Origin of the sequence: Brevundimonas pondensis, from assembly GCF_017487345.1 — a bacterium.
Taxonomy (GTDB): Bacteria; Pseudomonadota; Alphaproteobacteria; order Caulobacterales; family Caulobacteraceae; genus Brevundimonas; species Brevundimonas pondensis.
This window is the reverse complement of record NZ_CP062006.1, coordinates 2596044-2618327: the sequence shown is the minus strand read 5'-3', so window position 1 is coordinate 2618327 and position 22284 is coordinate 2596044. Positions and strand designations below refer to the sequence as shown.

General features: G+C 64.5%; 22 protein-coding genes. 14 read left to right on the top strand and 8 right to left on the bottom strand.

The features are described from left to right. Window positions 1–340: 340 nt before the first annotated feature. A complete protein-coding gene (locus IFE19_RS13060; RefSeq protein ID WP_225910275.1) occupies window positions 341–739 on the bottom strand; it encodes a putative quinol monooxygenase in 399 nt (132 codons plus the stop codon). A gap of 994 nt (window positions 740–1733) precedes the next feature. Between IFE19_RS13060 and IFE19_RS13055 the strand changes: the two genes are divergently transcribed. From IFE19_RS13055 to IFE19_RS18120, 6 genes are all read left to right on the top strand, one after another. Beyond that, the gene (locus IFE19_RS13055; RefSeq protein WP_207822985.1) at window positions 1734–1880 is read left to right on the top strand and encodes a hypothetical protein; all 147 of its coding nucleotides are present in this window, start codon (window positions 1734–1736) and stop codon (window positions 1878–1880) included. A 463-nt stretch (window positions 1881–2343) separates the two neighbouring features. After that, complete coding sequence (locus tag IFE19_RS13050; RefSeq protein ID WP_207822982.1) at window positions 2344–3939, top strand: methyl-accepting chemotaxis protein; 1596 nt, start codon at window positions 2344–2346, stop codon at window positions 3937–3939. Beyond that, complete coding sequence (locus IFE19_RS13045; RefSeq protein ID WP_207822980.1) at window positions 3939–4214, top strand: STAS domain-containing protein; 276 nt, start codon at window positions 3939–3941, stop codon at window positions 4212–4214. The genes IFE19_RS13050 and IFE19_RS13045 overlap by 1 nt, the downstream gene beginning before the upstream one ends. 75 nt (window positions 4215–4289) lie before the next feature. Beyond that, window positions 4290–4886, top strand: coding sequence for a response regulator (locus IFE19_RS13040; protein ID WP_207822978.1), 597 nt, complete (start codon window positions 4290–4292; stop codon window positions 4884–4886). Continuing rightward, on the top strand, window positions 4883–5362 hold the full coding sequence (locus IFE19_RS13035; protein WP_207822976.1) for a hypothetical protein: 480 nt from the start codon (window positions 4883–4885) through the stop codon (window positions 5360–5362). Before IFE19_RS13040 ends, IFE19_RS13035 begins: the two co-directional genes overlap by 4 nt. Before the next feature lie 81 nt (window positions 5363–5443). After that, window positions 5444–5911, top strand: coding sequence for a MarR family winged helix-turn-helix transcriptional regulator (locus IFE19_RS18120; RefSeq protein ID WP_207822973.1), 468 nt, complete (start codon window positions 5444–5446; stop codon window positions 5909–5911). A 15-nt stretch (window positions 5912–5926) separates the two neighbouring features. On the opposite strand, the gene IFE19_RS13025 is transcribed toward IFE19_RS18120, so the two are convergent. Continuing rightward, complete coding sequence (locus IFE19_RS13025) at window positions 5927–7354, bottom strand: AbgT family transporter (RefSeq protein WP_207822972.1); 1428 nt, start codon at window positions 7352–7354, stop codon at window positions 5927–5929. Between the two features lie 84 nt (window positions 7355–7438). On the opposite strand from IFE19_RS13025, the gene IFE19_RS13020 reads away from it, so the two are divergent. Together IFE19_RS13020 and IFE19_RS13015 are read left to right on the top strand one after the other, a co-directional pair. Then, window positions 7439–7936 carry a hypothetical protein gene (locus IFE19_RS13020; protein ID WP_207822970.1) on the top strand — a complete coding sequence of 166 codons (498 nt, stop codon included), beginning with the start codon at window positions 7439–7441 and terminating at the stop codon, window positions 7934–7936. A 742-nt stretch (window positions 7937–8678) separates the two neighbouring features. Continuing rightward, window positions 8679–10754, top strand: coding sequence for a ParB/RepB/Spo0J family partition protein (locus IFE19_RS13015; protein WP_207822967.1), 2076 nt, complete (start codon window positions 8679–8681; stop codon window positions 10752–10754). Window positions 10755–11015: 261 nt separating this feature from the next. Here the strand turns inward: IFE19_RS13015 and IFE19_RS13010 are convergent, their stop codons facing one another. Continuing rightward, window positions 11016–11240, bottom strand: coding sequence for a hypothetical protein (locus IFE19_RS13010; RefSeq protein ID WP_225910274.1), 225 nt, complete (start codon window positions 11238–11240; stop codon window positions 11016–11018). 950 nt (window positions 11241–12190) lie between these two features. On the opposite strand from IFE19_RS13010, the gene trbG reads away from it, so the two are divergent. From trbG to IFE19_RS12995, 3 genes are all read left to right on the top strand, one after another. Continuing rightward, on the top strand, window positions 12191–12904 hold the full coding sequence (trbG, locus tag IFE19_RS13005) for a P-type conjugative transfer protein TrbG (RefSeq protein WP_225910273.1): 714 nt from the start codon (window positions 12191–12193) through the stop codon (window positions 12902–12904). Between the two features lie 92 nt (window positions 12905–12996). Further along, on the top strand, window positions 12997–13992 hold the full coding sequence (locus IFE19_RS13000; protein WP_207822962.1) for a TrbI/VirB10 family protein: 996 nt from the start codon (window positions 12997–12999) through the stop codon (window positions 13990–13992). Between the two features lie 3 nt (window positions 13993–13995). Next, on the top strand, window positions 13996–14271 hold the full coding sequence (locus IFE19_RS12995) for a DUF2274 domain-containing protein (protein WP_207822961.1): 276 nt from the start codon (window positions 13996–13998) through the stop codon (window positions 14269–14271). Here the strand turns inward: IFE19_RS12995 and ligD are convergent. From ligD to IFE19_RS12970, 5 genes are all read right to left on the bottom strand, one after another. Further along, on the bottom strand, window positions 14251–15528 hold the full coding sequence (ligD, locus tag IFE19_RS12990; protein WP_207822957.1) for a non-homologous end-joining DNA ligase: 1278 nt from the start codon (window positions 15526–15528) through the stop codon (window positions 14251–14253). The genes IFE19_RS12995 and ligD overlap by 21 nt on opposite strands. Before the next feature lie 173 nt (window positions 15529–15701). Then, the gene (locus IFE19_RS12985; RefSeq protein ID WP_207822955.1) at window positions 15702–16256 is read right to left on the bottom strand and encodes a DUF488 domain-containing protein; all 555 of its coding nucleotides are present in this window, start codon (window positions 16254–16256) and stop codon (window positions 15702–15704) included. Next, a complete protein-coding gene (locus IFE19_RS12980; RefSeq protein WP_207822953.1) occupies window positions 16253–16474 on the bottom strand; it encodes a hypervirulence associated TUDOR domain-containing protein in 222 nt (73 codons plus the stop codon). The genes IFE19_RS12985 and IFE19_RS12980 overlap by 4 nt, the downstream gene beginning before the upstream one ends. A gap of 214 nt (window positions 16475–16688) precedes the next feature. Beyond that, complete coding sequence (locus IFE19_RS12975) at window positions 16689–17159, bottom strand: GNAT family N-acetyltransferase (RefSeq protein ID WP_207822951.1); 471 nt, start codon at window positions 17157–17159, stop codon at window positions 16689–16691. A 74-nt stretch (window positions 17160–17233) separates the two neighbouring features. Next, window positions 17234–18295 carry a site-specific integrase gene (locus tag IFE19_RS12970; protein ID WP_207822949.1) on the bottom strand — a complete coding sequence of 354 codons (1062 nt, stop codon included), beginning with the start codon at window positions 18293–18295 and terminating at the stop codon, window positions 17234–17236. Window positions 18296–18407: 112 nt separating this feature from the next. On the opposite strand from IFE19_RS12970, the gene dusA reads away from it, so the two are divergent. From dusA to IFE19_RS12955, 3 genes are all read left to right on the top strand, one after another. Continuing rightward, entirely contained in the window at window positions 18408–19442 is a 1035-nt protein-coding gene (gene dusA / locus IFE19_RS12965) for a tRNA dihydrouridine(20/20a) synthase DusA (RefSeq protein ID WP_207822947.1), read from the top strand. 46 nt (window positions 19443–19488) lie between these two features. Then, entirely contained in the window at window positions 19489–20313 is an 825-nt protein-coding gene (locus tag IFE19_RS12960) for a sulfite exporter TauE/SafE family protein (protein ID WP_207822944.1), read from the top strand. Window positions 20314–20407: 94 nt separating this feature from the next. After that, entirely contained in the window at window positions 20408–22228 is a 1821-nt protein-coding gene (locus IFE19_RS12955) for a methyl-accepting chemotaxis protein (RefSeq protein WP_207822942.1), read from the top strand. Window positions 22229–22284: the final 56 nt, after the last annotated feature.

Sequence of the window (22284 nt, the reverse complement as noted above, 5' to 3'; positions counted from 1 at the left end):
ACGACCAGCACGTCCAGGTCTCCTGTGGTCCCGTCTGATCTTACCTGAGCGATCAGCGGAACCGCGACCAGCAGGAGGCCGGGCCGACCTCGCCAGCGCCGACACACGATGGCGTGAGGATTAATCGATGTGTCGGAAGGAAGGGTGATGGTGCGATCGCCCGCCCGCAGGAGTCCGTCGCGCTCCGCCAGAACGCCCGGATATGCTTGGCGTAGGCCCCAAGAGCTAAACGTCAGCTAAGGGTCGATTGCGGTCGTGGGCTTCAGCGCCGAAAGCAGACATTGGCCTTCGGACTGGAAAGCGGTCGCCATCAACGTCGACCAAGGGTGGGAAGCGGATGTCAGAGGGTAGGCGTGACGAGGCCGTGCCCTCCTGCCGGCTCCGTTTCGGCCACCCTCGACATTCCCGCGATCATCGGACGCCCTTTAGAGATCGCATCGCGGACAGACGGTAGCGTGAGTGAAGCGCCGTGCGCCTCCTTGCTCTGCCACGCCTCTGTGATCCAGATCACATCCGGCTCCTGCGGGTCGGCCGCAACAATGTAGCTTAAACAGCCTGGCAGACCGCTCACACCCTCGATGAGGATGCTTATCAACTCGTCGCGACGACCTGGCTGCGCTGTCATTTTCCCGATTAAGCCGTACATCGGCGCGCTCCCCATGCTCGCAGCAGAAGCGTGGAGGGGTGAAGTGACGGTCAAACCCACTCCAGCAACGACGATTCTGCGGTTGATTTCCATAGCTCTACGTTAGCTGGACGATTGACCAAGGCAATCGGATAGGTCCGCAATGGATCGAGATGCGACTTTGCGTGCAGCCGGAAAAATGGATTTCAAGCGGCCCAGCCGACCAAGGCTGGCCTGGGCCGTGCCGAACTCGGTCAGAAAATACTCGGTGCGTCGGCGGTCGGCGGCGTCGGTTCGCTTTTCGATGACGTGGAGCTTGCTGAGCGTGGCGAGGAGTTGCGCCACCGTCTGGTGAGGGGGGCAACGCGCGGGCGACCTCTGTCACGGAAGCCGGTCCATTCTTGTTGAGATGCAGCAGTGTGGACGAGCAGGAGACGGGAAAGACCATTCCGTTGCGGGCGTAGACCTTCGTCACTTGGTTCTGACCAGGAAGGCGAGGTCCAACAGCTTTTTGGCTGTGTAGGCCTTCCGCACGATGGCGTTGTCGTAGAAATCTCGATGGATCATTCCTGTTGGACATCAATACACAGGGCATTGCGCGATATGCTGCGTAATTGTGATGAGGTACTCGCCATGCCGAAGGTGAGGGCCTTCGTCGACTTCATGGTTGCGGAACTGAATTTGAACACCTAGCGCCTAGCTGACGGCGGACGTGTCTGTCTGGAGTGCCGCGATGTTCTGGCGTCGATCCGATATGCGAAGGATCGCAGGGACCTGAGCGGCATGACCACGGGCCTCTCCAGCCGATGCATGGGCGGCAAAGGGAGGCAACCAGGTTCGCCTTCTCTGGGATGACAAAATTAATATGCCCCGCTCAGCGAGTGGCTTGAGCGTGCTGGATCGGTCCATTCGTTGGGTGATCGGCCATCGCGGTCGTTCCATTGGCGAGGCCCGCTACGCATTTCTGAATTGTACGCAAGTTCAACAGGCCGCGTCAGGCGGCGTCAGACCTGGGAAGTACAACAACATCCGCGTGGGCGATCTAACCTAGTTGACTTGCGAAAGGGGCGGTCGCCACGGTCTCGGTCTGGCTATCGCATCGGATCGCGTGACCGACAGCGGCGGGCGACTGGAGCTGAAGACGGCCCGGTACGGAGGCCTGCGGATCGAGGTGTTCTGGTCGCGGCAGGGGCTAGGGAACACCAACGCCGGATCGGCCTGGCGGCTTGGTCTGCGGCCCATGTCTGAAGCTTGAACGCTAGATGTTAAGCAGGGTTAAGATCCGAGCTTATGTTGGAAACAGGACTCGGACCAGCGCCGCAGACGTCCGCCGCCTTCCAGAGTGGGCGCTCGTTTCGGTTTGAAGTCGAAGCATCAAAGCACGACGATCAGCATGACGCCGATGGTCAGTCCGGCGAAAAGGCCGGCGCAGATGAGATCCACGGTGCTCGAGCGGAGGCGAGGTTTGGGACGCTTCATCGGGATTTCATCAGAGCTGAAGAGAGACCTTCTCGGGCGGACGATGTGGTCGCGTCGCCGGTCAGGGTTCAGGGCACGACCGCCTCGCCATGAGGTGATCCCCAATCTTGCCCTTCCGTAAAGATTGGTTGCGGTGCACAATCATTCGAAGCCGCAATTATTGCGTGTGCGATGCATCAGTAGGTCGAGCTTCAGGAAGTGGCGGCAAAAGGCTCTCCATATTCAGGAGGCGCGTGGTCATGTCGGATCCCTTTCAATTAAAGAAGCGTCTTGCTTTCATAAAGCTGGACGAGGCGGCCCAGCAGCGACTCGCGCGGACGCAAGCCACGATCGAACGGGCGCTTCCTGAGAGTCTGGAAGGCTTCTACGCACAGATCCGTCAGTTTCCCGAGGTGGCGCGTTTCTTCGCCGGCGAGCGTCAGATTAATGGCGCGAAAAGCTCCCAGGCGGCCCATTGGTCCAATATCGCCTCAGGGCGTTTCGATAAGTCCTATGTGGAAAGCGTTCAGCGCATCGGCTCAACGCATGCGCGTATCGGGCTTGAGCCTCGATGGTACATTGGCGGCTACGCCCTGGTCCTTGAAGCCCTGACAGGCGCGATCGTCGCTGAGCATGAAATGAACCGCTCACGGTGGTCGAAGGGCGACGGGGGCAAAGAACTTGCGGCGACGCTCGGCGTCGTGATCAAGGCCGCCATGCTCGACATGGATTTCGTCATCTCCCTCTATCTCGAAGCGGCCGAAACCGCCCGCCGCGAAGCCGACGAGAGGCGACATTCGGCTGAGCTTGCACAGCAGGCGGTTGTGCAAGCGACCGGGGAGGCTCTGACCCGTCTCGCCGAAGGCGATCTCACGACGCGGATATCATCGGATTTCAGCGGCGAGTACGGTCGGCTCAAGACCGATTTCAACGCGGCGCTCGAAAAGCTGGAAACAGCCATGGCGGAAGTTTCCGTCAACACCCGCGCCATGCGCAGCGGCGTGGGCGAAATCAGCCAGGCGGCCGATGATCTGTCCAGACGAACCGAACACCAGGCGGCGACGCTGGAAGAGACGGCCGCGGCTCTCGACCAAATCACCGTCACCGTACAGAAGTCGGCGGACGGCGCGCAGCGAGCTTCGGCTGTCGTGGACTTCACCCGGAGCGACGGTGATCGCGCCGCTGAGGTCATGATACGAACGACCGCCGCCATGGGCGAGATCAAGCGATCCGCCACCCAGATCAGCCAGATCATCGGCGTCATCGACGAGATTGCCTTCCAGACCAACCTCCTTGCGCTGAACGCCGGGGTGGAGGCGGCCAGGGCTGGCGAGGCAGGGCGGGGTTTCGCGGTGGTGGCGTCCGAAGTCCGCGCGCTCGCTCAACGCTCGGCCGAGGCCGCCAAGGAGATCAAGACCCTGATCTCCGAGTCGGCGCGGCAGATCGAGTCGGGGGTTTCCCAGGTGAGCGAAACCGAAGATGCTCTCAGCGCCATGGTCAGCCGAATCCAGGACATCCACGGCCTTATGAACGAAATCACGGCTTCGGCGCGTGAACAGTCCCTCGCCCTGGGCGAGATCAACACCGCAGTAAACCTCATGGACCAGGCGACGCAACAGAATGCGGCCATGGTCGAACAATCCACCGCCGCCAGCCTCAATCTTACCCAGGAGGCGGACCAACTGGCGCGGTTGGTGGGCCGTTTCAGCGTGCGGGAACACGCCGCGCCGCCGTCGGCCAAGGCCCCGCCACGCCCGGCGCTCGCCCGTGCCGGCGTGGTGAATCTGGGGGAGAGGCGGCGCCCTGCAAGCACTGCGACGGTCCGCGCGCCGTCCTCGGAGTGGAAGGAGTTTTGATGGCGGCGTGCCGGCCGAACCTGGAGGCTTTGCCGCCCCGGCTCGACAAGGAGACGACCAAGACGCTCGAGGCGCGTATTGAAGCGCGGCGCGGCTGCGACCTTGATCTCGATGGAAGCGCGGTGACGCATGTCGACAGCCACGGCGTGTGTTTTCTGTTGGCCGTCTTCGGCGTTTGGGCCGAAGACGGCCGCGAATTGAGGCTGATCAATGCTGCGCCGGTGGTGGAAGATGTATTCCGTTGCCTTGATCTCAGCGGAACTTCCGCTACGTGACGTGTGCCGCCGCGGTTTGCCGCGAAGGAAAAAGCGACGGACGTTTCCTTGCTTCCGGGGCGTGAGGAGAAGGCGATGAAGAAGGACGTCTGGAATAGTCGGATAGACCTGAGCGAGGCTCAGGTCCTGTGTGCGGACGACAGCGCATCCGGCCTCGATATCCTCTCGCAAATTCTCATGGGATTCGGTGTCCAGCAGATCGGGAGGGCTCAGAACGCCGAGGCTTTTCGGCAGCAAGTCAACGCCCAGGCCTATGACCTGTTCTTGGTGGACAGCAGTCTTTCGGGCAACGGGTTCGCTGAAATCAGTTGGCTTCGTCATTCGGCGCAGGAGCCGAACCGGTACGCCCCTGTTCTAGCCCTGGCGGGGCATACGCCCTTGTCGCAGGTGAAGATGGCGCGGGACTGCGGCGCGAACTTCATCGTTCGGAAACCGCTCAGCGCCAGCGTCATGCTGGACCGCATTCTCTGGATGGGACGTGCGGGGCGGCATTTTGTCGAAGCAGGCGTCTATATGGGGCCCGACCGGCGGTTCAGGTACGAAGGCGTGCCGGACGGTCACCCAGGGCGACGCCAGACGGATCTTTCTGCGGAAGTCGGCGACGCCGTGGACCCAAATATGTCCCAGGCCGAAATCGACAGTCTGCTTCAGCCCCAAAAGGTCTCGTCATGACAGCAGTAATCATCCGCCGCGTCGAGAACCGGCTCCAGGCCATGGTGCGGGCGCGCGACGGCATGCGCCCGCGTGAAGCTCTGGCCGCAGCGGAGGCGAATCTGGCTTCGCTGGAAACCATCTGTCGGGAAGAACTCGCCCTTCGGCTGGACAAGGTGAAGGCCTTCATCGACCGCGATCCGTCACGACGCCCGGCCTCTTATGAACTGGATCAGTTGATTCACGACGCAGACGCGGCGCTGACAGCGTGCGGCGCCTTGGGAGTGCCCGCTCTGGGACGTGCGCTTGTCATGCTTTGTGCCCAGGCGGACGCCTTGCGGCAAAGCCAGTACTGGCCGCCAGGGGCCTTGAATCCCGCTGTCGAATTGATTGTTCTGCTCCATTCGGGCCGTTTGCCGGAGTCCAGTGCGGGCCTTCTGCTCGACGAGCTTGAACGCTGTTTGGCGACCTACTTGAATCACTCCGGCCACGGATGATGGAATTTTCCCCGTATTGGGTAGAGGCGGCGTTGAAAATCTCCTTAAGGGCGTCGAAGGAGCGGCCCTGGAGATTTCACCATGTCGTCGTCTTTTTCGTCCGTCCGCCATATGAGGCTTGAACCTGCGCCCGCGCCCGAATGGCGCGCCCTGGCCTCATCGGTCGCCGCGAAGCTGGAACGGATTAGTACCTCCGAACATCGCGATCACGACCGGCAGGGGCGGATATTGCAGGTCGTCGCCGCCGCAGGAAGACGAGGCGTCAGCCAGGCTGAGATTGCGGGCGCCTTGGCCACAAGTCCATCTTGTGTCACGCGCATCATCGACCGCCTTGAGAAAGAGGGTCTGATCGACCGCCGCCAACATCCAACCGATCGCCGCATCAATACGGTTCATGTAACCCCGTCCGGGGCGGCCAAGGTCGATCAGGAGCGTCGCCGTTCCGCCACAGCGGGGGAGACCGCCCTGGCGCGCATGAGCGTGGCGGAACTGGCTGCACTGGACGGTCTATTGTCCCGCATCGTTACGCCTCACGCCGGGGGGAGCTGAACGCCCGGCATGTCTTCACGTGAAGGGGCCGAAGGCCCAGCCCCTCGCGATCCAGAGTGCAAGCAGTCCGCCGCCGACGAGAGAATAGGCGATAGCGTACAGGGCCATGCAGGCTAGAAAGCGCCCGAGCGAAATCTCAGGCGCCCAACGACGGACATTGAGTATCGCGAGCGCGGCCGCCGGCTGCAGCGGGTTGAGGATATTGGCCACGGAATCGCCGAGTCGGAAGCTCGCTGTGACGAGTTCGGGCGAAAGACCGGCCTGTGCGAAAGCCGGGATCAGGGTAGGGGCCATCAGCGCCCATTTCGCCGAAGCCGAGAAGACGATGAAGTCGAGGATCGCGGTGGTGCCCGTCAGCGCCGCAATCAACACGACCTGGTCTGCCCGGCTTTCCCTTAACCCGAGGGTCAGGGCGGTTACGGCGGCATCCCCCAGCCGGGAAAGATCGATCATCGCCAGCAGAAACCCTATGAAGACAGCCATTAGGAAGAATGGGGCCAGACGCTCCATGCCGTAGGTGAGGGCCTGATAAACATCCTCGGCCGAGCGCCAGCGCCTCGCGCTGACCGCATAGGCGAGACCCATGCTCATCAACAGGAGGGTGAGGAAGGCAGCGCCCGCCTCAAAGGCCGGGGTGTGTCGCGCCAGGCTGTGGGCCCGATAATCTGCGAGAGGAGCGGCCTGGCCTAGAGAAAGGCCCGCATAGATGGCAAGCACGACGGCTCCTGCCGCTGCGGCGGCGACCAGGCCGAGGCCGTTCGGGTTCATCTCGTCAGTTTGGGGCGGCGCGGGCCGGAAACGGGGTGTGCGCTCCAGCACGCGGTCAGTCACGACCCAACCCGCGAACAGCAGAGCGACGGCGCTGGCAGCGGAAAACCACCAGTTGGCCAAGGGGTTGAACGCCCACTCCAGGCCGGCGGCCTGCGCCGCCTGGTGCGTAATGCCGAGCAGAACCAGATCTTGGAGGCCAGGACCAAATGAGGCGTAGAGAGCGCCGGAAAAGGCGGCGAATCCGGCCAGGACGCCGAGGGCGGGGTGCCGGCCATGATGACTGAAGATCATCGCGCAGGCTGGCAAGTAGACTAGAATTAGCGCGTCGGACAACTGATGGGCTAGCAAGCCCAGGCTGAACACCAAGGGCGTGGCCAGCGCGCGGGACGAAATTCGGCTGACAAGTCGCGCGAAATCCTCGATCAGACCGGACAAGACGGCGATGCTTGCGCCGATGGAGACAAGCATGATCGTCCCGAAAGGCGGGAAGCCTGTCGCAATCGTCGGCGCTTGGGTAAGGAGAGACCGGACGTTGTCTGCAGAAAGCAAGCTCTTAACAGTCTCCGATCCGCCTTCGCTCACCGGAGCCGGCCATCCGGCGGCGGCCCCTACCACCGAAAGACAGATCAGGGTCAGCCCGAGCACCATGCCGACCCAGATCGTTAGCTTCATGACATTGTCCCGATTCTCATTCTCTCAGTTACCATGCCGCGGGGAGAGTCGGGCGGTTTGTGCGCGTTTCTCTGGACGCCGGCCATGACCGATCTTGCCGTTTTGTTGTCCGATAATCCGCCGCCCGCCGACGCCTTGCGTAATTTCGCCTTCGGCCAGATGCTTGACGCCTTGCTCCGCTTGGGACCTGCTTGCGCCGAGCCTTTCGACTACGACTTTACGCGCATGTTCGTCTTCTTTGCCGCGGCGCGCGCTTCGGTGAGCCATCTCAACCATCATCACTGTCTGCGGGCCGACGCCGTGAAAGGCGTCTTCCCCGATGAATTGAGGCGTCCTGTTTCAATCTTGAGCGTATCAAGCTCCCTCGGGCTGCCGTACGAGACGGTCAGACGACATATGCATAGGTTGGTCGAGGATGGCTGGTGCGAACGGGTCAGCTCGCGAGAGTTTCTGGTCCGGGGAGAAACCATGGGGAACGATGCCATGTCAGCACTCGCATCGAAGACCTTCTACATGGCCCTCGAGTGCGTCCGTTGGCTGACGCCGGTCGTTCGCGCGGCCAAAGAAACCATCACGGAATGAACGGCGGTGTGCGTGCGCCGCCTGAGACTATCGCTATCCGCCACGAGTTTTAATCGGAAAGACCTCCCGTCAGCTGACGGTGTTGCGGGACGTGGCGTACAAGGCCCAAGTGCGCCTTTGCGACCGCTATCGTCTTGTGAGCGCTAGCGGCAAACGGTCGACCGTCTTCATCGCCGCCATCGCTGGTGAGCTCTCGGGCCTCATCTGGGCGATCGGTCAAGAGGTGAGGCCAGCGGCGCCCTGAGCGCCGAGCCCTGGCCCGTCATGCCGGGAGGAGAAGCGGAAGGTCAGGGACGTTCTAGACCCCCGCGGGCAGGCCACGCGTCGACGCCTGAACTAATCAGCCCGCGACGAAACGCGTTCATGCGGACTCAACCGCGAATGACAGACGGATCGACCGTCGCCAGGGCCGCTCCGCCCCCAACCTGACGAACCTCTCACTCCGCTCATCTCCCGCCGGTGGCGTGGAGGGATTTCGCACGTCCAGACACTTGAAAAAGGACATGGAAGGGCTCCGCCCTCGCGCTGGCCAGGGTGCGCGGCTTAGCCGCCGAATGGGCCGGTCTCCCCGGCCTTCCGCGCGGACGACAAGGCCCACGCCGGACGGGGTGGAAGCTTGTGCAGGCCGGGCGATCCCCCTCCGGCCGATCCGCCCTGGCCCTTGCTACCCCGGTCTCGCCGACGGGCAGGGTTTCAGGCGCGTCTCTCGCGTGCCTGCAACCCTTGCCCAAAGGAGGCAGACATGACTGCTCAATCTACCCAAGCCCTCGCCCTTGAGGCGGCTGGCGCCGCTGCTGTCGGAGAGGATCAGGAGCCGGGCCATGGCGCGGAGATCGTGGTTCCGCTGAACCGTTTGAAGGCGTCCCCCCGGAACGCCCGGAAGGTGAAACACTCCGAAGCGGCCATTGAGGCGCTGGCGGCGTCGATTAGGGCCAAGGGGGTGTTGCAGCCGCCCGTGGTCGAGATCGAGCGCGCGGCGAACGGCGAAGCGACCGGCAACTATCTCGTCACCATAGGGGAAGGACGGCGGCAGGCTCTGCGGCTGTTATCCAAGAGAAAGGCGATCAAGGGAACCCATCCGGTCAGGGTCACGGTCGATACCGAGAACGACGCCCACGAAATCAGCCTTGATGAAAACATCACGCGCGAAGCCATGCATCCCGCCGACCAGTTCGAAGCCTTCCGCAGGCTGGCGGAAGACAGGGGCTACGGCCCGGAAGAGATCGGCGCGCGTTTCGGGGTGTCGGCTCAGGTGGTGCGACAGCGCCTGCGGCTGGGCGCGGCGGCGCCCGAACTGATGACCGCCTATCGCGAGGGGACGATCACCCTCGATATTCTGACCGCCTTCTGCGTCAGCGAGGATCAGGACCGCCAGCGTCAGGTGATGGCGCAGATGGGACCCTATCCCTCCGTCTTCGCCATTCGTCGCGCCATGACCGAGGCCAAGGTCCGCGCCGACGACCGGCGCGTCGGTTTCGTGGGGCTTGAGGCCTATGAGGCCGAGGGCGGCGTCGTGCTGCGCGATCTCTTCACCGAGGACGGCGGAGGTTGGCTGGAAGACCCGATCCTGCTGGACCGGCTGGTCGGCGAGAAGCTGACGGCGCTGGCCGAGGCGGCGCGTCAGCGCGAGGGCTGGAAATGGGCCGGGGTCTGCGCCGACTTCTCGGAGGCGGCGGACTTCGGGCGGGTCTATCCGGTGGTGGTGGTCCGGTCCGAGGCGGAGGTCGCGGAGATGGCGGCGCTCTCGGAGGAATATGACCGGCTCATTTCCGAGGCCGACGCGGTCGAAGTCTTGCCGTCGGAGACCGACGCCCGGCTCGAAGCCATCGACAAGGCCTTGCAGGCCTATGGACCGGACTATGACTATGCGCCGGAGGCCAAGGCGCGGTCCGGGATCATGGTCATGCTGGGCCATGACGGCCTGGCCCGCTTCGAGCGCGGTCTGGTCCGGGCCGAGGATGCGGCGCCGGTGCCCCCTCCGCCCTGGGAGGAGGAGGCCGAGGAAGGCGAGAGTGACGGCGCGTCGGGCTATCTTGAGGGCGACCACCCGCGTTCCAAAGGCGACGGCGCCGAACGGAACGAGGAACCGGCGCCCCTCTCTGAGCGCCTGCTGATCGACCTGACGGCCCACAAGACCATGGGCCTGAGAGATGCGGTTCAAGCCGATGTCGCCGCCGCCCTCGCGACGGTGGTTCACGCCATGGCTCTGCAGGTCTTCTATCCCGGCTGCGGCGACTTCACGCCCCTGCAACTGCGTCTCTCGGTCGGGGGACTGGAACCGCTCGCGCCGGGCGTCGGGGACAGCCCCGCGTGTCGGCGCGTGGTTGACCGTCTCGAGGCTTGGGGCGCGCGGCTGCCGGAGCGGGCGGCGGACCTATGGGCGGTGCTGGCGCCCATGGGGCGCGACAAGTTGCTTGACCTGCTGGCCTGTTGTGCGGGCGTCGGCCTTCTCGCCGTTCGCGATCCCCATGACCGCCGACCCGGCGCATGGGCTCAGGCCGAAACTCTCGCGACGGCGGTCGGGCTGGACATGAGGCGGACATGGTCGGCCACCGCCGCCAGCTACTTCGCGCGCGTCCCCAAGGCGCGGGTGTTGGAGGCCGTGACGGAGGCGGTCGGCCCGGAAGAGGCCGGGCGGATCGTCGGCTTCAAGAAGGGCGATATGGCCGACGCGGCGGAGCGGCTTCTGGAAGGGAGAGGATGGTTGCCCCCGGTCCTGCGAACCATCGAAACCTTGGCGAAGGAACCGGCGCAGGAAGGTGATGGCGATGGACCGCCGCCTTCGCTCGACGAGGTCCATGACCTTGCAGCCGAATAGGTTTCCGGACTGATGGACCGCGCGCCCGTTGGGGCGCGCGGTTTTCCTGAAAGCGGCGCAGGCTGAGGCCCGCGACGACGATCACGCGGTTTTGCCGGAGCTCGCATCCCATCGATTTCCGAGGGACATGGAATAATGGAGCACGGGAGCCCTGGCGAGGGGCGGACGAGCCTCCATCTGGCGCAGAGCCGCTCATCCGTTGGCGTGTGATTGCAGCGGATCGGGGCCGGGCGCTCCGCCCTGGCAGGACGACGGGCGCATTCAGGCCGCCTTGTCCAGGATGATCGGACGCGCGGATGGCGGCAGGGCGTTCTGGGGGAAACCCTGTCCAGGATTGCTGACCACCTTGATGAAACGCTCGCCGTGATAAAGGCAGATAGTGTCGAAGCCGACCCATTGCGCGGCGACCGAGGCGAGGGCGCTCACCGCACCGGCGTCGTCACACGCGTTCAGAAACTGGATTTCCCGCGCCGGAACGCCGGGCATATTTACGATACAATAGTATGAAATCACGCCATTTTTCCTCGTTGGCGCCCTCCAAACGAACCGGGCGTCAGTCGGTTCCCGGCGTCCCCCGTCGTCTTGAAACCTTGTCGCGGGGTGCGGTTTGTCCGCAGTCCTACGGGATCTGTGATCAATCGTTCCAACACGCTTGTTCTGTTGTTGTTCACGTATAGAATTCGCCTCGGGTCGGTGCTTGAGGAGATGGAAATGGACAGGAAAGCCCTGATTCCGCGGAGGGGTTCGCCCGCGATCTGAAAGAGCGGGATCGCGCGCTCGAACAGCGTGAGCGCCCTGATGTCCCGCCGCCCACGGTCGATCTGATCGCCCGGCTTGTCGCCGGCCTGCGGCTCGTGGGGCCCCCCAATGAGCGACGCGACGCCGACCTCGGTCGAACTGCAGGTGCTCCAACTGGTCGCGCTCTGGCGCCAGGGACCCGCCGTTCGGCAGGATTCTGTTCTGGCGAACATGTTCGCCCGGTTGATTGCGGCGCTGAAGCGGTCCGCGCCCGGCGTCGCCGCCAGGGTACTGGGGACGCTTGAGGACATGCGGACGCGGGCATGGGCCTGTTCGCTCGAGGCGATTGAGCAGGGGCCGCTACATCCCGCCGGACCGACGCCGTGCCCACACAATGCTTGCTGGTCATGGCCGCCGCCGCCACGGTCAAGGCCGCCTGGGCCGCGGTCAGGGCGCGGAACAGGGGATGGCCCCTTCCGGCCGTACATTGACAAGCCGGGCGACAAGAAGCCGACCGGCGCCTGAGGCGTTGGGACGGAACCATGTGCAACGATTACCGCCTTCACCTGCCGTCCGCGGCCCTGGTCGCGCTCTGCCTTGCTGTTCCCTGCATGACAGAGGCGTCGACATTCCAGTCCGCGCGGAGAAGCGTTTCGTCTCCCGGAGCGGACGTCGTCGCGGCCAACGCCGCCGCGCGTGTGCAACCGTCCAGCGAGAACTACCTGAATGCGACCCAGGTCTACGCCTATGAGGCGGGCGCGCTGTTTCAGGTCTACGCCGCGCCCGGACATGTCACCGACATCGCCTTGCAGCCGGGAGAGGCCCTGGCGGGGCAGGGGCCGGTGGCGGCCGGCGACACGGTTCGCTGGATCATCGGCCAGACGGAAAGCGGCGCCGGCGACGCCCGTCGGACCCATATTCTGGTCAAACCCACGCGCAGTGACCTGAAAACCAACCTCGTCATCAACACCGACCGGCGGACCTATCATATAGAGCTCAACGCTCGACCCGTCGCCTATATGGCCGGCGTGTCCTGGCGTTATCCGCTTGAGGACCTCGTCGCCCTTGAGGCTCGGGCCACGCGGCAGGCCGAGCGCGACGCCGAGCCCCGGATGAGGCTGGAGGACCTCGACTTCGGCTATCGCGTATCGGGCCCGCGACTGGCCTGGCGACCTGTACGGGTGTTTGACGACGGTCGGCAGGTCGTTCTCGAGTTCGACGCCGCGATCGATCAGGCAAGCCTCCCGCCGCTCTTTCTCATCGAAGCCGACGGCGAGGCGGCGCTGGTGAACTACCGCGTGCTCGGCCGTCGGGTCGTCGTCGACCGTCTGTTCGACAAGGCGGAGCTTCGTCTTGTTTCCGGCCGGCGAACCCGGATCGTGGCGATCGAAAAGAGGAGGGACGGACGATGAAGGACGCGTCCGCCGACCTCGATCCGACTGTCAGGGCCATGAGGCTCAGGGCTGATCCGCCAAAACCTCTTCGGCTTTCGCGCAAGGCGGCGATGGCGGGGGCCGCCGGCCTGGTGGCGGCCGTCTCGACCGCAGCGGGTTTCGGCCTGGTGAAGACCTCAAAGGAAACGCCGTCAGTGGAGCTCGTTCCATCCAGGGCTCCCCCGCCCGAGGCTGTGCGCGCCCTGCCTGGGGATTACGCGGCGCCGCGAATGGGGCCGCCGCTGCCCGGCGACCTGGGCAAGCCTGTCCTGAACGCACGGAACGCCGCCGAGGCGAGCCCGGGCGCGACAGCATCTGCCGGTCCCGACGCGCATCGGGCAGAGGCGCGCCGCGCCGAGGGCGAGCGGCGCCGCGTGGAAGCCGAAGCGGCGCGCGGCTCGCCTCTGCTTCTGATCCAGAACGGCTCGATCAATTCTGACAGCGCACGGGGCTCGCCGGGCGGCCCGCCCGAGGTCAAGGTCGACAGGAGGGCGGACGCTGCGACGGACGCAACCCTGCTGGCGGGATCGGTCCTGGAGGCCAGCCTGGTGACGGGCATCCGGTCCGACCTGGAGGGACCCGTGCTTGGCCAGATCACCGCGGATGTGCACGACACCCTGACCGGTCGGGACCTTCTGATCCCCAAGGGCTCGCGGCTGATCGGGTCGCATGCCTCGGAGGTGAGCCAGGGGCAGACTCGCCTTACGGTGCGCTGGACCCGGATCATCCTGCCGAACGGCCGCTCTATCGCCCTCGAGGACGAGGCGGCGTCTGACGCACGGGGCTATGCGGGCCTTGAGGACCGCACGGACCAGCGCTGGGGCGAACGACTGAGGGCGGCGGCCCTGACGACCTTGCTCGCCGTCAGCGGCGCGGCGGTTGACGTGGATGATGCAGACCGCGTGGCGCGCGCCCTCCGCGACGGGACAGGGCGAGGGATGGACGCTCTGGGGCGAGGTCTGGTCGAACGCGGCCTGTCGATCCCGCCCCGTATCACCATCCGCCCGGGTTTCGCTTTCCGCATCATCCTGACCCAGGACTTGAACCTTCAACCCTATGGAGATTGATCCATGAGCACGCTCAAGCTGGCGGGTCTGCAGGACGACACTCCGGTGAAGATGACGATTGAAGTGCCTGCGGACGTTCACCGTGACCTGGTCCTGTACGCCGAGGTGCTTTCAGCCGACGGGGAAAGAACCTACGCAGCCGCCCAACTCATCGCCCCCATGCTGTCCCGCTTCATGGCGGCCGACAGATCCTTCATCACAGCAAAGGCGCGTCAGGTGGTCGGCCGATCGTCTTCAGGTGCGCTTGCTCATCCGACGTCAGCGCGCGGCGCGGGCTGAACTGACGAACCGGCGCAGCGCCGGGTTGTCGTTCTGATGATACCAGGCCGCGGCGAAGCTGACGCTCAGGCCATCCTTGGCGCTGAGCGGCCGGTGGGTCAGTCCGGCCGGCAGACGGGCGTGCGCAAGAGCGCTGGGCGCGATGATCGCCAGCCCGAGGCCGAGTTCGACCTGTGACAACAGGATCGGCAGTCCGGCCCGGATGATCCTGACGGTCACGGAGGGGGGGAGGCCGACGTGAGCGTTGCTGATCGGCACAATCTCGCCACCCGGCGCTGGCGTCTCCAACGCCGGCTTCTCGACAACGACCGCTTCGGGCTTCTTGTCATCGCGCAGGCCGAGATAGCTCGGGTGACGCAACGTGCCTTCATTGGTCATTTCAGTGAAGGCGATTTCCGCGACCAGCCGGGGGCGGAGCCAGCGGGCGTCCCGAACCTCGGCGCGGGGCGCCTTGACGGTGGGATTGTCCTGTTCGAGCGGTTTCATGACCTCCAGGAGCCGTTGCAGCTCCATCGTATCGAAGCCCGTGCCAACCTTGCCTGCATAGCGGAGGGCGCCGTTGTCATTGACGGCGAGGATCAAGGAGCGGAAGGCGCGCGATTTGTCTGAGGGAAGCCATCCCACCACAACGAACTCCTGACGCTGGATGCATTTGGTCTTCACCCAAGCCGCCGAGCGCGCGCCGACGTACCGGCTGTCGGCCAGCTTGGACACCACCCCCTCCAGGCCGTTCGCGCAAAAGCTGTTCAACAGCTTTTCGCCGCTGCCCCGAATGTGATCGGAGTAACGGAGCCGTCCCGGCGTCTTAGGAAGCAGGTCGCGCAGAAGAGCCTTGCGCTCGAGCAACGGTCGCGACGACAAATCCTCCCCGTTAAGCGCGAGAAGGTCGAAAGCGACATAGGCGATCTTGCCGGGTTCGCCCTTCAGAGCGCCTTGCAACGTCTGGAAGCTGGAGCGCCCTTCGGCGTCGAACACGACAGCCTCGCCGTCGAGCACCGCGGAGTCCACCTTCAGGGACGCAGCGGCGTCGACGATCCCCGAAAACTTCTCCGACCAGTCGAGTCCGGAGCGCGTAAAGGCTCGAGCGCGACTTCCGCCGACGACGACCTCCAGCCGGTAGCCATCGTACTTCATCTCATGCAGCCAGCGATTTCCTCCTGGCACGGCGTCGACGAGCGTGGCGAGCTGCACGGGACGAAAAGCGGGCAGGGCGGTCGTGGTCTTGGGTCTGGACCGTATGGAGCGTTCTGCGGTCATGGCTTGGGGCCGCCTCGGCCAGGCCTAGTTTGTTGGCAGCTCGGCTGATGAGGGGCGGCGAATGAACGGAACGGGCGTCTGGGCGATCTCGCAGGGATCAGGTTGCGACTAGGCATGGAGGCTCCTTTCCATGGCGCAACGCACCTCCCGAAGGAATGGCGCCAATGGCATTGCTATCGACGCTGTTCCTGGTGCGCAGAAGCCGGATAGCTGACCGTCCCGTCGGGATGAATGACAGCGCCTGCTGTCAATCGAGCCTTCTCCAACCTGCCGTGCCGCATGATGTGAATGACAGTCTCCCCCCTGGCGAGAAGGTTGTCGGCGATGAGCCGTCGATGACACCGCCACCACACTGCTTCCGAGCACATGATCGCACTAGGTTGGCGCCGCCCCGTTTCGATCAACTGCTCTAACCCGGCGTGGAAAGAGGCGGAAAGAGCGTAATCGGCGTAGTTGTGGAAGCTCGTGTTCTCCCAGTAACCGTTGCTGTCGTCGGCCACATCTTCGATCCGACCGCGCCTCCCGCCCAGTCCGACATTGTGGTCGTAGGCTATCTGGTGCTCCGCCAGCCTGTGCGGAAGTGTTTCCTGGTTGAACTGAGGATTGGCTCTGGATCTCGGAATCTTGCGGACATCGACGACTTTTAGGATCTGTGCTTCCTGCAGCAGGGCGACGAGATCTTCAAAACTTCGGTTCGAGTGCCCGATCGTGTAGAACGGCAGCGTCATTCTCGGCGTCGCACATAATCCAGTGCGCTCCCCTTGTGAGCTGCGATGTGATCTGTCCTGTCGCTCCTGATCTCATATTGAGGTTCTGCTCTGGAAGCGCGGTGCGTGTGGCCTTTGTAATCGAAGTCGCGTGTGTGAACCCGAGTGATTCGGCCGGTTACTCGCCCTGCCTCGGAGTTCCAGCTCACATGATCTCCGACATCGAACGTCTTAGGCATTTTGATCTCCGTGCGGAGACAATCTGACCTGGTCGATTTCGTTCCGGCATTGAAGGGAACGAAAATGGGCCGGTCGCGTCCGTCGATATGCTGATGAGCAGAACGATCTTGATCGCGCCGTGTCGGGCTAGGCGACACGATCGTGGGAGGCGGTCATCAGGTTTTTCCAACCGTCGAATGATGTAGATCGAGCGGTTAGGGCGATTGACCGGCGCTAGAGCACCCTGATCATTCGATAGTTGCGAAAGATCTGGCCGCGGAGTTCGACGTCCTGTTCCCAGGCCACCTTGAAGCCGCTGCGTTCAAAGAACGGCTTTGCCGTGATGCTCGCGTCCGTACATAAAGACGACAGCTTTTGTTCGTGAGCCTTGAGCAGGATGTGGTCCATCAGGCTCTTGGCGACGCCGCGACCCTGATGTTCGCAATGAACGAATAGCATATCGATATGGCCGGTCGGCCCGAGGTCGCTGAAGCCTGCGATTCGATTCATATGTTCTGCGATGAACGTCGGCTTACGCTCAAGGCGCTCGGACCACTGGACCAGGTTAACCGCAACCGGCGCCCAGGCCTCGATTTGAGCCGGACTGTAGTCACGGCTGGCGATCTTTCTGACCGAGCCGTTGAACAGTTCGACGACAGCAGTCAAATCAGCCGGATCATACGGACGAATTCGGATCGAGTTCATGCGACTGGATTTGGCATGGTGAGGGTTTCCAGCCAAGCTTTACGCCGCCGCAGCTTCCGTGACCGGCGTGCCGCTCATGCCGCCAGACCCGCTGCAATGAGATGAAGGGATTCCGGACGAAGGTGGGTGTACCGTCGGAGCATCTTCCAGTCCTTGTGGCCGGTGACCAGCGCGACCTGGTGGATTTGGAAGCCCGCCTCGAACAGGCGACTTGTCCCTTCATGGCGAAGGTCGTGAAAATGGAGATCGATGATGCCGAGCGCTTTGCAGGCTCTCGTGAACGCGGCGCCGGCTGACCGGTGATTGAAAGGGAAGATGCGGGCGTCCGCGTTTGTCTGCGAGGAACGCCGCTCTTCAATGAGCGCCACGGGGTCAAAGCCGCTGACTGAAAGAAGTGGAATACGCTGGTCGTTGCCCGATTTCTCGCGAGGGTCCTTGCGATCGCGGATGGTCAGCATCTTGGTCCGCGCTGCGTAGTCACCCCAGACGACCTTGAAAATCTCTTCCTGGCGCATCGCCGTCGCGACCGCGAAGCGAATGACGGCGCCCATGGGAATGGTTTGACGAGGCTTGTCCTCGAAGTGGCGGATCAAGCGCTCCAGTTCTTCATCGCTGGGACGGCGATCTCGCTCGACGCCCTTGCCAATCAAGTCAAGGCGCTTGAGGGCGAGGCGGGCCATATCAATAGCCTCAACCGAGACAGTCAGGCCGTGAACCGCTGCGGCATAGGAGAGGATGAGCTTGATCGCGCCGATGTCGATGCTCAGCGTCATGGGGCCGGCGCCTTCGGTGGCGCGTCTCCGACCGAAGTCGATGAAGAGTTGTCGATCGAGTTGGGCGATCTTCTTCCCGCCCAAGCGCGTTTTCAGCATCTTGAGCGTCGCCGCTTTCGATCGCCTGGGCGCCTTCCCGACGGACTTCATGTCGTGGATGTGCAGGTCGATGAGCTCGCCAAATGTGCGCAGCTTGGCCGAACGGGACGGAGTGGGAACTTCTCCGCGATCGATCCGTCCCTCGGCTTCGGTTGCCCACCGCCGGGCGTCATCGCGTTTGAGGAAGGTCTCGCTTATATAGCGACCCTTCCGTCTTACCTGGACCCGCCACGTTCCTGACGGGAGTTTCGAGTAGGTCGCCATTTCGTGTGCGCTCTGTGTGCACTGAGGTGTCGAAAACCCGGAAAAAACGTCGCAACACGTCGCAAATTCGAGTGCACACGCCGCCTTCTAACTTTTTGATATTACGAAAAAAATGCCGATAAATCAAGCCCATAGGCTGTCCGTGGCGCCCATGATGGACTGGACCGACCGCAACTGCCGGGCGTTTCACCGCGCGCTGAGCAGTCGGGCGCTGCTCTATACCGAGATGGTCACGGCCCCGGCGGTGATCCACGGCGACCGCGAGCGGCTGCTGGGCTTTGACGCGGTCGAGCATCCGGTGGCGCTGCAGCTGGGCGGCTCGGACCCGGCGCAGCTGGCCGAGGCGGCGCGGATTGGCGAAGCCTATGGCTATGACGAGATCAATCTGAATGTCGGCTGCCCCTCGGATCGGGTGCAGTCGGGCAAGTTCGGCGCCTGCCTGATGCGCGAGCCGGAACTGGTGGCCGACTGCATGGCGGCGATCAATGAGGCGGTCCGCGTCCCGGCCACTGTCAAATGCCGCATCGGCGTGGATGATCAGGACCCCTTGGTCAGCCTGTTCGCCACGGTCGACGCCTCGGCGGCGGTGGGCATCACCAGCTTCGTTGTCCATGCGCGCAAGGCCTGGTTGAAGGGCCTGTCGCCCAAGGAAAACCGCGACGTGCCGCCGCTGGACTATGATCTGGTGCGGCGTCTGAAGCGCGAGCGGCCGCATCTGACCATCTGCATCAACGGCGGCATCGGCGATCTGGATCAGGCCGAGGCGCATCTGGATGACGCCGACGGCGTGCAGTTGGACGGCGTCATGCTGGGCCGCGCGGCCTATCACGAGCCGGCCCTGCTGGGGCAGGTGGACCGGCGCATCTTTGGCATGGATGTCGCGGACGTCGACCCCTTCGCCGCCATCGAGCGCTATCGTCCCTATATGACCGGGCGGTTGGCCGAGGGGGCGCATCTGGCGGGCATGGCGCGGCACATGCTGGGTCTGATGCACGGCCGTGCCGGGGCGCGCGCCTTCCGCCGCATCCTGACGGTCGAGGGCGTCAAGGCCGGAGCCGGACTGGAGGTCGTGGACCGCGCGGTTGAAGCCGTGCGCGAGGCCGAGGCGCGGCAGGCGCGGCTGGGCGAGAGCGAAGAAGCGGCCTGATCCTTTCCGGGATGACGCTGGCGGGCTGCACCGCTATGCCCAAACCATGAGCGCTCTACCCCTGTCCGAACTGCTGATGATGTTCGCCGCCCTGATCGCGGCGGGCGCGGTCGCGGGGGTGATCGGCGGCCTGTTCGGGGTTGGGGGCGGAACGGTGCTTGTGCCCGCGCTCTTCTACGCCTTTTCGGTGCTGGGCGTGGGCGGGCAGAGCACTCTGCACGTCGCCATCGGCACCTCCTTGCTGACCATCGTCGCCACCTCGCTGCGGTCCCTGGCGACGCACCGGGCGCATGGGGCGGTGGACGAGGTGGTGCTGAAGACCTGGACGCCCTGGGTGGCGTTCGGCGGTCTGGTCGGGGCGGCCATCGCGGGCTTCACCTCGATGGAGGGGCTGGCCATCGTCTATGGCGTCTGCCTGCTGCTGATCGCCATGCAGATGGGGCTGCTGCCGGAGCATGTGACCCTGCGCAAGGACCTGCCGACGGGCTGGGGCCGACGCGGCGTCGGCACGGGCATCGGTCTGCTGTCGGCCATGATGGGTGTCGGCGGCGGCAGTTTCGGCGGCATGATGATGACCCTGTGCGGGCGGCCCATCCATCAGGCGGTGGCCACGGCCAGCGGCTTCGGCCTGGCCATAGGCGCGACGGCGGCCCTGGGCTTTGCGGTTTTCGGCTGGGATGCGCCGGGACGACCGCCGTTGTCTCTGGGTTACGTCAACGTCCCGGCGGCGGTGATCATGGGGTTGCTGACGGCCCTGACCGCTCCCTATGGCGCGCGGCTGGCGCACCGGTTGAATCGCAAGGTGCTGCGCCGGGCCTTCGCCGTCTATCTGTTGCTGACCGCCCTGTCGGTGGTGCTGAAGGCGCTGTAGCAGGGACTACGTAGATTTCCGCTGTCGGATGATAAGGCTTTGGCGAACAGCGGGACGTTAGGGAGCAGCTTCACTCCCCCCGTGAGCGTAGAAAATGCTGCAGAACCTGTCCGTTCCCAAGAAGCTGATGCTGTCCTTCGCCGCCGTGATCGCGGCCTGCGGGATGGCGACCATGGTGGTCCTGTGGGCCGTGACGGTGCTGCAGAAGGCCGACGCCGCCAACGCCGCCTCGGCCGAGATGTTCAAGGCCTCGGACCTGGTTCTGGCCTCGGCGGTCGAGCAGCAGAACGCCATGCGCGCCTTTGTGGCGACGCGGGACGGCGACTTCATTCCGAAATATGAGGAGCCGGGCAAGGTCCTGGTCTCGCGACTGGCCGATCTGGCCGCCGCCGACGTCAATGGCGCCTATGGGCAGGAACAGGCGGCGCTGAAGAGCGCTGTCAACGCCTTCCACCAGAGCGCCGACGGTCTGATCGCCCTGGCCCGCGATCCCGCCACCCAGCCCCAGGCCGTCGCCGGTCTGGAGGCCGGCGCCCGCCTGTCGGACATTCGCGCCGCCATCACCTCCATTCAGGAAAAGGAGGCGGTGGTCGCCGCCGCCAACGCCAAGGCCAAGGCCTTCGCCTATACTGAGGCCTACTGGAGCTTCGCCATCGGCGGGTTGGTGGCACTGGTCATCGCCCTGGGCGCCATCGCCTGGCTGATCGGGGCGCTGAGCCGTCCGGTCGAAGCCATGACGCGGGCCATGGGCCGTCTGGCGGCCGGCGACCTGAACGTCGCCATCCCCGCCATCGGTCGCCGCGACGAGATCGGCCACATGGCCGCCGCCGTTCTGACCTTCAAACAGAACGCCGAGGAGAAGGTGCGTCTGGAAGCCGAGGCCGAGGTGCAACGCGCCGCCGCCGAACAGGCTCGCATCGCCCAGGCCGAACGCGACGCCGAAGCGGCCCGTCAACAGGCTCAAGTCGTGGACGGCATCGCCTCGGGCCTGGACCGTCTGTCGAACGGCCAGCTGGCCTTCCGTCTGAACACCAGCTTCGCGCCCGAGTATGAAAAGCTGCGCGCCGACTTCAACGGGGCGATGGCCAGGCTGCAAAGCACCATGGGCGTCATCGTCGACCGCTCCAGCGCTATCGGCGCCAGCGCCCATGAGATTTCACAGGCCTCCAACGACCTGTCGCGCCGCACCGAGCAGCAGGCCGCCGCCCTGGAAGAAACCGCCGCCGCCCTGGAGCAGATCACAGCCACTGTGTCGCGCTCGGCCGAGAACGCCGTCGAGGCGGGCGGCGTGGTTCAGGCCGCCCGCAGCGAGGCCGTCGAGGGCCAGGCCGTCGTCGGTCGCGCCGTCACCGCCATGGGCGAGATCGAACGTTCGTCCAACGAGATCGGCAACATCATCGGCGTCATCGACGAGATCGCCTTCCAGACCAACCTGCTGGCCCTGAACGCCGGGGTCGAGGCCGCCCGCGCGGGCGACGCCGGTCGCGGTTTCGCCGTCGTGGCTTCGGAAGTGCGAGCCTTGGCTCAGCGTTCGGCCGAGGCGGCCAAGGAGATCAAGACCCTGATCTCGGCCTCCAGCCGTCAGGTCGGCGAGGGCGTGCAACTGGTCGGCGACACCGGCGAGGCCCTGAAGCGCATCGGCGGTCAGATCGAGCGCGTCACCGCCATCACCGGCGAGATTGTCGCCTCGTCGCAGGAACAGTCCAGCGGCCTGCAACAGGTCAACACCGCCGTGGCCCAGATGGATCAGGTCACTCAACAGAATGCTGCGATGGTCGAGGAAGCCACCGCCGCCAGCCATTCGCTGGCCCAGGACGCGCGCGAACTGGATCGGATGATGGGGCAGTTCTCGCTGGAAGACGCGGCGATGGACGCGCGCGGTCAGCAGCGGATGCTGGAACGCGCGGTGGCCTGAGTCGGTCGCACGTCTGAATGAATGGCCCTCTCCGGTTCGCCGGAGAGGGCCTTTTC

Bases quoted from the DNA above. Each gene is read 5' to 3' on its own strand.
- IFE19_RS13060 (WP_225910275.1), bottom strand. From the start codon at position 739: ATGGAAATCAACCGCAGAATCGTCGTTGCTGGAGTGGGTTTGACCGTC.
- IFE19_RS13050 (WP_207822982.1), top strand. From the start codon at position 2,344: ATGTCGGATCCCTTTCAATTAAAGAAGCGTCTTGCTTTCATAAAGCTG.
- IFE19_RS13045 (WP_207822980.1), top strand. From the start codon at position 3,939: ATGGCGGCGTGCCGGCCGAACCTGGAGGCTTTGCCGCCCCGGCTCGAC.
- IFE19_RS13040 (WP_207822978.1), top strand. From the start codon at position 4,290: ATGAAGAAGGACGTCTGGAATAGTCGGATAGACCTGAGCGAGGCTCAG.
- IFE19_RS13035 (WP_207822976.1), top strand. From the start codon at position 4,883: ATGACAGCAGTAATCATCCGCCGCGTCGAGAACCGGCTCCAGGCCATG.
- IFE19_RS18120 (WP_207822973.1), top strand. From the start codon at position 5,444: ATGTCGTCGTCTTTTTCGTCCGTCCGCCATATGAGGCTTGAACCTGCG.
- IFE19_RS13025 (WP_207822972.1), bottom strand. From the start codon at position 7,354: ATGAAGCTAACGATCTGGGTCGGCATGGTGCTCGGGCTGACCCTGATC.
- IFE19_RS13020 (WP_207822970.1), top strand. From the start codon at position 7,439: ATGACCGATCTTGCCGTTTTGTTGTCCGATAATCCGCCGCCCGCCGAC.
- IFE19_RS13015 (WP_207822967.1), top strand. From the start codon at position 8,679: ATGACTGCTCAATCTACCCAAGCCCTCGCCCTTGAGGCGGCTGGCGCC.
- IFE19_RS13010 (WP_225910274.1), bottom strand. From the start codon at position 11,240: ATGCCCGGCGTTCCGGCGCGGGAAATCCAGTTTCTGAACGCGTGTGAC.
- IFE19_RS13000 (WP_207822962.1), top strand. From the start codon at position 12,997: ATGGCGGGGGCCGCCGGCCTGGTGGCGGCCGTCTCGACCGCAGCGGGT.
- IFE19_RS12995 (WP_207822961.1), top strand. From the start codon at position 13,996: ATGAGCACGCTCAAGCTGGCGGGTCTGCAGGACGACACTCCGGTGAAG.
- ligD (WP_207822957.1), bottom strand. From the start codon at position 15,528: ATGACCGCAGAACGCTCCATACGGTCCAGACCCAAGACCACGACCGCC.
- IFE19_RS12985 (WP_207822955.1), bottom strand. From the start codon at position 16,256: ATGACGCTGCCGTTCTACACGATCGGGCACTCGAACCGAAGTTTTGAA.
- IFE19_RS12980 (WP_207822953.1), bottom strand. From the start codon at position 16,474: ATGCCTAAGACGTTCGATGTCGGAGATCATGTGAGCTGGAACTCCGAG.
- IFE19_RS12975 (WP_207822951.1), bottom strand. From the start codon at position 17,159: ATGAACTCGATCCGAATTCGTCCGTATGATCCGGCTGATTTGACTGCT.
- IFE19_RS12970 (WP_207822949.1), bottom strand. From the start codon at position 18,295: ATGGCGACCTACTCGAAACTCCCGTCAGGAACGTGGCGGGTCCAGGTA.
- dusA (WP_207822947.1), top strand. From the start codon at position 18,408: ATGCCGATAAATCAAGCCCATAGGCTGTCCGTGGCGCCCATGATGGAC.
- IFE19_RS12960 (WP_207822944.1), top strand. From the start codon at position 19,489: ATGAGCGCTCTACCCCTGTCCGAACTGCTGATGATGTTCGCCGCCCTG.
- IFE19_RS12955 (WP_207822942.1), top strand. From the start codon at position 20,408: ATGCTGCAGAACCTGTCCGTTCCCAAGAAGCTGATGCTGTCCTTCGCC.